9 protein-coding genes are annotated in these 12,900 nt (G+C 62.8%); 4 read left to right on the top strand and 5 right to left on the bottom strand.

The features are described 5' to 3' along the window. Positions 1-26: 26 nt before the first annotated feature. The 3 genes from CS1BSM3_RS25790 to CS1BSM3_RS25800 all read left to right on the top strand — a co-directional run bounded on the left by CS1BSM3_RS25790 (position 27) and on the right by CS1BSM3_RS25800 (position 3,004). Positions 27-803, top strand: a complete 777-nt coding sequence (locus CS1BSM3_RS25790) for a hypothetical protein (RefSeq protein WP_072392828.1) — start codon at positions 27-29, stop codon at positions 801-803. 183 nt (positions 804-986) lie between these two features. Next, positions 987-1,559, top strand: a complete 573-nt coding sequence (locus CS1BSM3_RS25795; protein WP_174263790.1) for a tetratricopeptide repeat protein — start codon at positions 987-989, stop codon at positions 1,557-1,559. 365 nt (positions 1,560-1,924) lie between these two features. Continuing rightward, positions 1,925-3,004 carry a DNA glycosylase AlkZ-like family protein gene (locus tag CS1BSM3_RS25800; protein ID WP_072392834.1) on the top strand — a complete coding sequence of 360 codons (1,080 nt, stop codon included), beginning with the start codon at positions 1,925-1,927 and terminating at the stop codon, positions 3,002-3,004. Between the two features lie 207 nt (positions 3,005-3,211). On the opposite strand, the gene CS1BSM3_RS25805 is transcribed toward CS1BSM3_RS25800, so the two are convergent. From CS1BSM3_RS25805 to CS1BSM3_RS25825, 5 genes are all read right to left on the bottom strand, one after another. Then, complete coding sequence (locus tag CS1BSM3_RS25805; RefSeq protein WP_072392837.1) at positions 3,212-4,903, bottom strand: thiamine pyrophosphate-binding protein; 1,692 nt, start codon at positions 4,901-4,903, stop codon at positions 3,212-3,214. A gap of 447 nt (positions 4,904-5,350) precedes the next feature. Then, the gene (locus tag CS1BSM3_RS25810) at positions 5,351-7,837 is read right to left on the bottom strand and encodes a GcvT family protein (RefSeq protein WP_072392840.1); all 2,487 of its coding nucleotides are present in this window, start codon (positions 7,835-7,837) and stop codon (positions 5,351-5,353) included. 5 nt (positions 7,838-7,842) lie between these two features. After that, entirely contained in the window at positions 7,843-8,850 is a 1,008-nt protein-coding gene (locus CS1BSM3_RS25815) for a GTP-binding protein (protein ID WP_072392843.1), read from the bottom strand. Beyond that, positions 8,847-10,493, bottom strand: coding sequence for an amidohydrolase (locus CS1BSM3_RS25820; protein ID WP_143149358.1), 1,647 nt, complete (start codon positions 10,491-10,493; stop codon positions 8,847-8,849). Before CS1BSM3_RS25820 ends, CS1BSM3_RS25815 begins: the two co-directional genes overlap by 4 nt. 33 nt (positions 10,494-10,526) lie before the next feature. Next, a complete protein-coding gene (locus tag CS1BSM3_RS25825) occupies positions 10,527-11,243 on the bottom strand; it encodes a helix-turn-helix domain-containing protein (protein WP_083528906.1) in 717 nt (238 codons plus the stop codon). Between the two features lie 76 nt (positions 11,244-11,319). Here CS1BSM3_RS25825 and CS1BSM3_RS25830 point away from each other — a divergent pair, with 76 nt between their 5' ends. Beyond that, on the top strand, positions 11,320-12,894 hold the full coding sequence (locus tag CS1BSM3_RS25830; RefSeq protein ID WP_072392849.1) for an ABC transporter substrate-binding protein: 1,575 nt from the start codon (positions 11,320-11,322) through the stop codon (positions 12,892-12,894). Positions 12,895-12,900: the final 6 nt, after the last annotated feature.

Consider the following 12,900-nt stretch of genomic DNA (forward strand, 5'->3'; position numbering starts at 1 on the left):
ACTGCGGCGCAATAAGGGAGAAAGGCATGTTCTTCAACATTGTCTGGATCGGGGCTTTATCCGGCGCGCTGATCATCGGCGCTACGCACGATGTTGTGGCGCAGACGAAAGGCCGCTGGAGCAGTGCGCAGTGCAATGAATTCGCGCCTAAAGAGAATCGAACGAGCGAGATCGAGCGCGACGAATATGACAAGCGCATCAACTTGAAGGACGCGATCGGCAACAAATCGTGGACGCTGTTGGGCCATTACTGGTGCTCCGAAGCGAGGCTTATCGCCGAGCTTCGACGAGCCCAGATCGAGCGCCGCAAGGAGTTCGAGAGGCAGTGTCCGGCTCTCAAAAAAGACCAGCGGTGCGATTCGCGGTGCTGGGGCAAATGGCTCGCATCCGACGAGAAGGACGTGGCGAGCAAGTGCGAAAGCGTCCGTAAACAGAGCGCGAAATACCGCGCCATGCACGAGGGCCGCATGCTCTGGCATCAGGCCCGCGAGATGCAAAAAAAGGATCGAGCCAAGGCCGCGGAACTGTATAAGGCGGCCGCTGCGAAATTCACGCCTCTGCCCCTCATGCGCGGCTACGAGCACTACCCGATCATCATTACCGAAGAAATGAATACCGGGGTCATTGCGGAAGTGGCGCGTGATCTCGAGGGCGACGTGACGCCGTCCGCGCGTGGCACGCCGCACACCGACGCTGAGACCTGCAAGACCGCACGCCTCTTGAGCGCCATCTACAAGCGCGAAGGCGTCGCGACGGGCGACTTCGATGACCAGATCGCGCTGGAATGTGATCCTGTCCGCTGAAAGTGTCGGCACAAACAAGAGCACAGCGTTCTCTACTGATGGAACACGAAGCCGAGGGCGGAGAAGTTGCCTGAAATCGCAGCAGTAAGCTGCGGCACCTCAGGTGGCGGTTGAGAGGCCCGAGAGCAAAACGGGAGGAAAACGATGATCGCGCGAATGCTGCTGGGTGTCGCCGCGGCGACAATGCTGATGGCGACGCCGGCGTGGGCACAGCTTGCGCCGGAATGGCCATCTTGCGTCGAGCTCCGCTTCACGCCGGACGAGCGCGTACGCAGCTGCACGGTGCTGATCAAGTCGGGGCGCGAGGCGCCGAAGAACCTTGCCGCTGCCTATAGCAACCGCGGCAACGCCTATGCCGCCAAGGGCGATCTCGACCGCGCCATCGCCGACCACAGCGCGGCGATCCGGATCAACACCGATTTTGCCAATGCCTACTTGAACCGCGGGAGCGCCTATTTCCGCAAGGGCGATTTCGACCGCGCCATCGCCGACGGCAATGAGGCGATACGGCTCGCCTCCCGTCTCGGCATGACTGGCACTCTCATCGTGGCGTACGAAAACCGCGGCATTGCATTGCGCAACAAGGGCGACCAGGACCGCGCCATCGCCGACTTCAACAAGGCGATCAGCCTCAATCCGCGCGATGCCGTGGCCTACTTCAACCGCGGCTTGTCGCGACAGGCGAAAGGCGACAAGGCGGGCGGCGAAGCCGATATTGCCACGGCGCGCCAGTTGCACCCGGGAATCGGGCAGTGAACGGGGGCGGCAGCCATGCGCAGCGCGTCCGCCGCTCGCGAGCAATGCTGCGGAGCTGAACAGGGAGGGAAACGATGACCGCGCGAGCGCTGCTGAACGCGCCATAGCGGCCACGTTATGGCCTAGGACGCGTGCAGTGCCGGACGTCGGCTGCAGCAGGCCGAGCAGCATCCGCAAGGTGGCTAAGCAGACAACCACTTGATCGGCTTTGTCGATCGGGGTCGACAAACGACGACGTCCGCTTTCTCTGCTCCTCAACTGCCAAATCACTGACGCATCTCGCTGGTGATCCGAAACGGCCATCCGTGTGGAGATTGCGATCGCAGCTCTTCAATTGTATGGACTTCGTCCGACGAGGACAGCCCATGCCGAAGCCACTCGACTTGTCCGCGCTGCGCCGCTACGCCGTGGCGCGTACGCTGTTTGCGCCGACCACGCTCCCGCGCGCCATCGACAAGCTCGGATTCGTGCAGGCCGACCCGATCCGCGCGCCGGCGCCCGCGCAGGATTTGACGCTGCGCCACCGCGTCAAAGACTATCGTGCTGGTGATCTGAAGCGCCGCTATACCCGGCTGGCCGTCGAGGAAGACTTCTTCATCAACCACGGCATCCTGCCGCGGGAAACGCAGCGGCTGATGCATCCACGCCGCGCACGCACGGTGTGGGGCGCCGACAAGATGCGTCAGGCACAGGCGGTATTGGATTTCGTGCGCGAGCGCGGCACGGTGCATCCGCGCGAGGTCGATGCGCAGTTTTCGCACGGCAAGGTAAGCAACTGGTTCGGTGGCACCACGAACGCGTCGACGCAACTGCTCGACGGCATGCAGTACCGAGGGATGGTGCGCATCGCTGGTCGCGCGGGTGGTGTGCGTCTGTACGCAGCAGCCCCCATCATCGAGCCGCCCGAAGACCCGCAGCAGCACATGGACGCCCTGGCCAATGTCGTGATCCGACTCTATGCGCCTTTGCCGGAGCGCACTCTGAAGCACTTGGTCAGCCGCCTAGTCTATGCGGCACCGCAATGGATGCATCTGCGCAAGGACACGTTGAGGCGTGTTCGTACGCGGCTACAACACGCAAAGATTGACGGGCATTCTTGGTACTGGCCTGAAGGCGAGAACCCGGCGTCCAATCGCCACGAGCCCGACGACATCGTGCGACTGCTCGCCCCCTTCGATCCGATCGTGTGGGACCGCGACCGTTTTGAGAGATTGTGGGGCTGGGCCTACCGCTTCGAGGCCTACACACCTGCGCCCAACCGCGTGCGTGGCTACTACGCGCTGCCGCTGCTATGGCGCGACCAGGTCATCGGCTGGGGCAACCTCGCGTGGCGTGACGCCAAGCTCAAGGCCGATATCGGCTACGTGGCCGGCAAGCCGCCGCGCGAGGTCGCGTTCAAGCGTGCTCTCGACGACGAATTGCATCGCATGCGGGCCTTCCTCTAGGGTGTAGCGCTTATGGCCCGCCATGCCGGGAGCTCGACGAGTGGCTTCCAACCCGACCATGGCGACGCCGGAGGACGATCGGTTCAGCCCGGCTCAACGGGAGAATATCGTGCTCCATCACAGGCTGATCGAGGTGATGGCGCGCGGTGCGATGCGCCGCGCCGCGCTGCCAGAGGTTATATCCGCGTCAGAACGACCGGAGCGATATTACATCTTCCCATGACCGCGAACGACATTGCGGCGCATTGTGGGGGCAACGACTTGGTCGGAGATTTGGAAATTCCACACGCCTGCCTCTCCCTGCGCGGCGAACTCGTCAAATAATCCAGGCACCCTGGCAAGATCCCGCACCTCAGCTCCGACGAGTCCAAAGCCCTGCGCGATCGCTTCGAATGGCGGGCGCCCGAATATGGCACCTGAATCGTCTTCTCCCGTGTGTCGGAATTTGTGAATCTCGGCACCGTAGGCACCATCGTTCAACACACAAATGAGGACGCGCAGCCCGTGTCGCTTCAGCGTCTCAAGCTCTTGAATGTGCATCAGCAGGCTACCATCGCCTTCGATGAGGACCACTTTGCCGTTGCGGCCCTCCGCGCGCGCGGCGGCGACGCCGATTGCATAAGAAAGGCCATTGCCGATCGCACCGAATTCGCGAATGGCGCAGAATTTCTCGGGCGGCCGGCCGCGCATCTGCGAGTTGAAGTATGACTGATGGCCGGAGCCGGACACGATATCCCAGTCCTTCGGAATGACATCGTCGAGCATCCGGATGACTGCGCGCGGATCGAGAAGGCCGGGGGCGATCTCGAAATGGTGGTCATCAGGGAGCTCGGTGGCGATGCGATGGGCGAGTTCGTTCGTGCGCACCGTCGCCGCAGTAGGCTTGCCGGCACCGAGCGTCGCGTCAAGCTCGGTGAGAATTGCCTCGGCGGTGACCCTGGCGTCGGCTGTGATGAAGAAGTTGGCGGCCAGCGCCCCTTCGCTCAGTCCCCTCGGCGCTGTATCGATCTGGGCGACGAACGCCTGCGGGAAGATATTGCCGCCGTCGACCGTGTAGTAGGACATGCGGGCGCCGAAGGCCAAGATCAGATCGGCCTCGGCCATCACTTCGCGGCAGAGCTTTGTTGCGTAGCCCCCGCTGATGCCGAGCGAATAGGGATGGTGATCGAAGAGCCCGCGCGCGGGCAACGTCGTTGCAAGCGCTGCGCCACACCGATCGGCAACGGCTTCGACAGCAGATTTGGCTCCGGAGTGCAGGACGCCGCGACCGGCGATCACGATGGGATTCTTAGCTTCACGGATCTTAGCGACGAGCGCCGCCACAAGCTCTGGATCGGGGCGGGGCCGTCCCCCATTGGGAATATACCGGGTGGACGGCACGTATGGGCTGGTGGTCGCCGGCGCGAGCGTCTGCAAATCGTAGGGCACACCGAGAACCACTGGACGACGCTCGAGGCGCGCGACATGAAATGCCTCGCGCACATACTCGTGCATACGCGGCAAACTGTGCGCCTGAATGTAGTGGGCACCGGTCGCCGTCACCAGCGGCAACTGTGCAATCTCCTGGTTGTAAAACTTTGCGTTGATCGGCGACTCGCCAGCAAAGACGACAAGTGGGATGCGAGCACGGACTGCCGCTGGTAGCGCGGTCGTAAGCTGCGTGAGACCAGGCCCGCACGTCACAGAAGCCGCTGCTATCTTGCCGGTCGCTACGTGGTAGCCCATCGCCGCGGCTACGGCGCAGTGCTCATGGCGATGGTGCACCGTCTTGATGCCGGGCAATTTCTGCAGGGCTGACGTCCAGTGCATGTTCCCGTCGCCCATGAGGATGAATTGGGTGTCTACTCCCTCTGCGACGAACGCCTCGGCAAGCGCCTGATAAAGCTTGAGCTTCTGCATTTTGGACTGATTTCCTCGACTTCGGACAAGTTGGACGAGCAGCGTAGCGCTTCGGGAGCCGAGGCGCGATCCTTGCCTTGCGGGCGGATGAGGCATTCGGCGCCACTCAACAAATGGCGAGCAGATAGTGTCATCCGAGATGTCGGTGTGAAAGGAGTCGCGCCGCTGGTCAGCTTCTATCGGGCCAGCGAACACGCAAATTCTGCAGGAGCGCTGAAGCCATATTGAAGAACTGCACGTCGGCTACTTCTACACTGCGCCATCCGCCGCGACGCCCGAAGCCGATCAGCTTGATGCCCCGATAGAGCATGTCTGCTTCGGGTCAGCACCAGACATCCGTTCGGTCTCCCTGGAATGCCGAACAGATTTATCCGCACCACCGTGCTCACACCCGAGACAGAGAGGGGTCCTGGTGCGGCCGGCGACCACATTCTTGCGCGCTGGCATTCAGAAGCGGACGCGGTCTCCCGATGGATCATACATCGGTTTGAGGCTGGCCAAAGCCGGGACTGCGCGTCCCGCGACCTCAATTTCAAACCGATGCGCTAGCAGGCGTTCCGCGCTGTCGCATTCGCGGCATGGCACGTAACCCAGCCCGATGGCAGCACCGAGCGAATGGCCGAACCCTCCCGACGTCAGATAGCCAACAATCGCACCGTTGGCGATGATCGGCTCCGAGTGATAGAGCAGCGGTTCCGGGTCATCCAGTTTGAACTGGACGAGCCGGCGCGACATGCCTTCTCGCTTTTTCGTGAGCACCGCCTCGCGACCAATGAAATCGCCGAACTTGGACCGTGGCTTGTTGGGCTTCACTGCGAAGCCGAGTCCCGCCTCGAGCACGTGATCCTCATCGGCGATGTCGTGCCCGAAATGGCGATACGCTTTCTCGAGCCTGAGCGTGTCCATCGCGTTGACACCCACGAGCCTGAGGCCATGCGGCGCCCCGGCAGCCATGATGGCATCGAACACGTAGCGCGCGAACTCCGTCGGCATGTAGAGCTCCCACCCCAGCTCGCCGACGTAGGTCACGCGATGCGCGCGCACCAGCGCCATGCCGAGCTCCATGGTTCGTGCCGTACCGAAGGGGAATGAAGCATTCCCGAGATCATAGGACACAAGCGGCTGCAGCACGTCCCGGGCACGCGGCCCCATGAGGGCAAGACAAGCCTCGCCACTGCTGACGTCGAGCGTAACGCACCGGGCGCCGTCGGGTATCTGGCGCTGCAGCCACGCGAAGTCGCGGATGACGCAGGCCGCTGATGTGATCACGAGGAACGAGGACTCGCCGAGCCTCGTGATCGTCAAGTCTGCTTCGATGCCGCCCTTGTCATTGAGCCACTGCGTGTAGACGATGCGTCCGGGCTCGACCGCTACATCGTTGGCGGAGATGCGCTGCAGCACGGCTTCGGCATCCGGCCCTTCGACGCGGAACTTGCCGAACGCACTCATGTCGAGCAAGCCGACGCCGTTACGGACCGCATGGTGCTCGGCCGCTACGTGGGCAAACCAGTCCTGCCGCCCCCAACCGTAGCGCCACTCAGGTCGCTGGCCGTTCGCGGCGGCGTCAACCGGCACGAACCAGTGAGCGCGCTCCCAGCCGGCCGTCTCGCCGAAGCAGGCGCCCGCCGCCTTCAACTGATCGTAGAACGGCGTGTGGCGGACATTGCGTGAGGTCTCGTACTGTCGAAACGGAAAGTGGTCGGCGTAAAGCAGGCCCAGCGTTTCGGTGACCCGGGTCTGGATGAACGTCCGCGTCGCCTGATAGGGCACGACGCGACGTACGTCGACGTCCCAGAGGTCGAACGGCGGCGCACCATCGACGATCCACTGCGCAAGCGCCATGCCGGCGCCCCCCGCCGACTGGATGCCAATCGAATTGAACCCGCACGCGACGTAGAATCCCGGCAGTTGCGGAGCCTCGCCGAGCAGATAGCGATCGTCATGCGTGAAACTTTCGGGACCATTGAAGAACGTGTGTATGCCGATGCGGCCGACGATCGGCACGCGCGCAGTTGCCTTCTCCAGGATCGGCGCGAAGTGGTCGAGATCCTCCGGCAACTGGTCGAAACAGAAGCCCTCGGGGATACCATTCGTCGCCCACGGCTTGGCGACGGGCTCGAACGCGCCGAGCAGGATCTTGCCGGCATCCTCCTTGTAGTAGGCGCACTCGTCGGGGACGCGCAGAACCGGCAGCTCGCGCGGGATGTCGGGCGACGGCTCCGTTACGATATAGAAATGCTCGCACGCATGGAGCGGCAGCGGCACGCCGGCCCATCGACCGACATCGCGGGCCCACATGCCAGCGCAATTCACGACGATCTCAGCTTCGATCGCGCCGCGATCGGTGAGAACTCCGGTCACGCGACCCTTGGCCTGACTGATGCCTGTGACTTTGATGCCCTCGACGATCCGAACGCCGCGATTGCGTGCACCCTTCGCCATTGCCAGAGCGATATTGCCGGGATCGCCTTGACCATCCTTGGGAAGGTAGACGGCGCCCGCGGCGCCAGACACATCGAGCAGCGGATGGCGAGTGGTGGCTTCACCTGCGGATATGACTTCGATGTCGACGCCATACGCCCGGGCCATCGAGGCCCCGCGCTTGAGCTCCTCCAACCGCTCGGACGTCAGTGCCAACGTGAGCGAGCCGTTGCGCTTGAACCCTGTCGCGACACCGGTCTCCGCTTCGAGCGTGCCGTACAATTCCTGGCTGTACTTTGCGAGCCGCGTCATGTTCGCTGTAGCTCGAAGCTGGGCAATCAGGCCGGCGGCGTGCCAAGTCGTGCCACAGGTGAGCTGCTTGCGCTCCAGCAGGATGACGTCGCTCCACCCCAATTTGGAGAGGTGATAGGCGACCGCGCAGCCGGCAACGCCCCCCCCGATGATGACTGCGCGCGCCTTTCGAGGCAGGGTCCCGATTGCTTCGCTGTTCATGCGGATCAACGCGCCCCCCCATCGGCCACGGCGGCGCGGCGGGCACTACGAGTGCCACTTCGAATTGGATCGTTCAATGCTGCTTCATTTCCTGCACCCAGGGCCGCGAGCTGTAACCGAAGCGCCTCGAGATCTTTGCGATCGGTACCGATTGCCATCAACGCCTGTGGCGCGGCATCCGCGGCGTGTGGACACGGCTCGATCGAGCGCCGTGCGGCGACGCACTGGACGAGCATCGTCCGCCCGGTCGCGATATCGGTAACGAAACCTTTGACGCGATGCACGCTCGCGGGCAGATCCCCAAGGACCGTCTCGAGCTCGTCGAGATCGAGCGCTTCCTCCATCGGGACCGTTGCATTGAAAAACGTGCCCGGTCGGGCATGTGCGAGCTCGCCGTATCGTGATGCGGCGGCCTGATGCGCGCCCTGCAGAACCAACGCTGGATCGATCCGGCCCCAGGTGGATTCCACGATCCCCGCGCCGGACGCCAAACCTGACAGCCAATCGACAACCGACGACCGTGCTTCCGCGTCGACCAGATCGGTCTTGTTGAGGATGAGAAGATCCGCGGAGCCGATCTGGCGGCGAACGACGCCGCCGACAAATTTATCCGTCGCGCGCTCGCGAATAGTCTCGACGTCGACGACACAGACCACCGCGTGCCGGCTCAAGCCAGGCCAGCTTTCGACATAGCGCAGCATGCGCGCAGGTTCCGCAACGCCGCTCGCTTCAATCAGAATGTGCTGCGGGGGCTTGTCGCGACGCAACTGCGCATCGATCGCCGCGCCGAGGTCGTCCTGGATTGTGCAGCACACACAGCCATTGCTGAGCGTGATCGTGTCTTCGGCCCGCGACGAAATCAGACTGGCATCGATGTTGACGGCGCCGAAGTCGTTGACGAGAACCGCCACGCGCACATCGAGCGCGTGCGAAAGGACGTGATTGATCAGCGTCGTCTTGCCCGCGCCGAGGTAGCCGCCGAGAATGGTGACAGGAATGTCCACGGCCGTCACTCCAGAGGCGCCGGAACGCCCTCGAAGACCGTGCCCCAGATTGGAATGTCTTTCAGCTCCAACGGTGGCACGTCGAACGGGTCCGCCTCCAGCACGGTGAAGTCCGCCTTCTTGCCGGCGCGGATGCTGCCGACCTCATGCTCCATTCCGAGCACGTAGGCAGCGTCGATGGTGATAGCCCGCATCGCCTGTTCGACGGTAATGCATTCCTCGGGGCACACGACCGTCCCCGACTCGGCCCGCCGGTTGACGGCCACCCACGCCGAGTTCAGCGGAAGCGCCGGCGCCATCGTGAAATCCGTGTGCAGGGCCGTCGTCACGTTGTGCCGGGCGAGTGTCCCCAACCGCGACATTTGCGAGGCCCGCTCAAACCCGATACTGCGCTTCCAGTACGCTTCGCCAAGCTCGTAGACGTAGTAGGCGTTGACCGATGCGAGCGCCCCCAGATCCGCCATCCGGCGCACCTGCTCGGGCGTCGAAAGCCCAAAATGCTCGATTGTGAATCGATGATTGAACCGCGGCCGCTCAAACTGCAGCTTCTCGAGGACGTCGAGCGCCAGCTCCAGGCCGAGATCGCCGGTGCAGTGCACGTGGATCCGATATCCGTCATGCCAGTAGGGCCGGCACAATGCCTCGAATACTTCCGGCGGCATCAGCCATTCGCCCTCGTGGCCATCGATGAACCCGGGCGGCTGCACCTGCATGAGCTCCGCGAAATACCCACCGTCCGTGAATAGCTTTACGGCCTTGCGAAACTCCAGACGATGGGTGTTGCGTTTTGGCATGCTGCGAACGCGCTCGAAATTTTCGGCTTCCTTGCCGAGCCCGCCGCCGCGTTCTACCGCACGCGCCACGAACTGGGTGCGGAACGGCGTGTCGTCGGTATCCATGACCGCCTTGAGCGTCGACCACTCCAGCTCCAGGTTCAGCATGGGCAGTCCCATGTCGCAGATCGTGGTGTGACCGCCCGCGTGAACGGCGCGCTTGGTCAGCTCCATGCCGTGACGGAACCGCTTCGGATCGAGAATCAGCTTGCGCATGCCCCCCATGGCGACCGCGAGCCCGGTCTCGTAAAAGCGACCCTCGCCGAGATCGATCTGGTGGTGGCGCTCCATCATCGCCCGATCAGCGCCAATCCATTCGATCGCGGCGTCGTTGGCGATGACCTCGTGGAACGAGCGCTGCCAGACGATGACCGGACGTGTCGACGAGATGTTGTTCAGGACCTGCCGATCGACCTTGCCGTGCCAGATCTTATGGTAACCCCAGGTGATCAACGGCTCGCTCGGGTCAGTGAGGCTTTCCTCGATCTGCTTGAGCCGGTCGATGTAGGCGTTGTGGCCATGAACCGGGGCGCACACCCGATCGGGCAGCTTCCACTCGGTAGCTGTGATGAAGTGGCACGGCAGGAGAATGGCAGCGAGCGAAGGATGCAGGTGCGGATCGATGAAGCCGGGCATCAGGACGTGATTGCGGAACGTCGTGTCGATGCGGTGAGGGTGGGCGTCCAGCCACGGCTGTAGCGTCTCGAGCGATCCAACCTCGATGATCTGTCCATCGCGAACTGCGACCGCGGTGGCGATCGGCAGGGACCGGTTCATGGTCCGGATACGCCTCGCGGTATAGACTGTGATCTGGCTCACGATTGCCTCCTTACGGGCGGTCTCGTTGGCGAGCTAGTACGAGCTCGGCGGTGTCAGGACGCACATCAGGACGGCTGGAGCGCTACCCCGGTTCTCGAAGCGATGGCGACCCTTATGCCGCAGGGAGTAGCTGTCGCCCGACGTGAGCTTGAAGCGCTTGCCGTCGACGCACAGGTCGAGTTCACCGGACATGATGAGACCCGCTTCCTCCCCCTTCCGCAGACGGCCACCGCGACCGGTAGAGGAGCCTGGCTGGAAGGTCGTGATGATCAGCTCGAGTTGCCCCGTCAGCGTTGGCGAAAGGAGCTCCTCGATGACACCCTTCGCACTCAAGTCGAGGATGCGACGATTGCCCTTGCGCACGACGACGTCGCGCTCTCCCGGCGGCGCCGCGGCCGGCCCCTGGAAGAACCAGTTGATACCGACGCCGAGCGCGTCGGAGATCTTCTGCAATGTCCCGATGGATATGCCCGACTGATCGCGCTCGATCTGGCTGACGTAGCCGATCGAGCGCCCGATCGCGGTCGCCAGTTCGGCAATCGTCTTGCCGCGTGCCAATCGCAAATCTCGGATCGTGGACCCGAGCGCCGATGCGGATGGGGATGCGGCAGGCTTCCGGTTGGACGAGTGCCGTGAAGTCAGGGGTTTGGAGTCCATGGGCCACATTCTTGCTTCGGAGGATCTTGCTTCGGAGGATGAAAAACATGACGCCCAATCTCGGCGTCGTGAAAATTGTATTGCATTTTTCATTTTCTTGAACAAGTCTTCACGTGGCTTGGGCGATGCGCGGCCGCCGCGTGGGGAGAATCAAGTGGGAGGAGATGCAATGCGCGCACGTAACTTTGGAGTGCTCATCGCCGCTGCAGCATTGACGCTCGGCAGCGCGGCGGCGCAGGAGCCCAAGCGAGGCGGCACGCTGGTGATGGGCCAGAGCAGCGCAACCACGCATTTCAACAACGCTGTCGGTTCCGGCACCGGAATCATGATCCCCGGCGCGCAGCTCTTTGCGAGCCCGATCATGCACGACGATAAGTGGAACCCTCAGCCTTACCTTGCGGAGCGGTGGGAAATCTCCACTGATGCCCTCGCGGTTACTCTCCATCTACGCAAGAACGCTATTTTCCACGACGGCCATCCGATCACCTCGGAGGACGTCGCGTTCTCGATCCTCACGATCCGGGACAACCATCCTTTCAATACCATGTTGCGTCCGGTCGAGGGCGTCGACACACCGGATCCCCACACTGCTGTCATCCGGCTGAAGCACCCGCATCCCGCCATCCTCTATGCGATGGGGCCGCCGCTGATGCCGATCCTGCCCAAGCACATCTATGGTGATGGCCATGCGATCAAGACACATCCACGCAACAATAAGGATGTCGTCGGCTCGGGCCCCTTCAAGTTCGTCTCCTTCAAGCCCGGCGATCAGGCCGTTATGGAGCGGTTCGACAAGTTCTTCCTTCCCGGCAAGCCGCTCCTCGACAGGATCATCCTGAAGCTCTATCCGGACTCGCAAACCTCGTTGCTCGAGCTGGAATCGGGCCGCCTGCACATGCAGCCGTTCTTCAATCGCGTGCTCGAGCTCGAACGCGCCAAATCCAATCCGGCCCTGACGATCACGTCGCGCGGCTACGAGGCGATCGGCGGCATCAACTGGCTGCTTTTCAACAACAAGAAGAAGCCATTCGACGACATCCGGGTTCGCCAGGCGATCGCGCATGCGATCGATCGCGACTTCATCGGCAAGGCACTGCACAAGGGGCTGTCGCGGAAGGCGACAGGGCCGATTCACAGCGGCTTTCCGCAGCATTCGGCGGAAACGACGCAGTACGCCTTCGATCTCAAGAAAGCGGAGGCGCTGCTCGACGCGGCCGGCATCAAGCGCGGGCCCGACGGCGTCAGAATGCGGATCACGTGTGACTACTATCCCGGCGACGAGGACGGCCAGAAGCGGATCGCCGAGTACATGAAGCCTGCCCTCAAGCGGATCGGGATCGAGGTCGAGGTGCGTACGCCGGCCGATTTCGCGACGTTCGCGCGACACATGGCGAGCAAGGACTTCGACATCAGCATGGATGCGGCCTTCGCGTGGGGCGATCCGGTCATCGGGGTCCACCGCACCTATCTGTCGACCAATATCCGACCGCTCGTATTCACGAACAACGCACAGTACGCAAATCCCAAAGTTGACGAGCTGCTGGCCACGGCCGAGCAAGAGATGGATCCCGCAAAGCGAAAGGCCCTCTACGTCGAGTTTCAGAAGATCGTAACAGCCGATGTACCGCTCGTGTGGCTGACCGAGTTGCCCTATCACACGATTGCCAGCAAGCGCGTCCATGGCCTGCCGGCGACGATTTGGGGCGCTGCTGCGCCGCTGCTCGATACGTGGCTTGCCGACTAGTTTCCG

Origin of the sequence: Hyphomicrobium sp. CS1BSMeth3, assembly GCF_900117415.1 — a bacterium.
Lineage (GTDB): Bacteria > Pseudomonadota > Alphaproteobacteria > Rhizobiales > Hyphomicrobiaceae.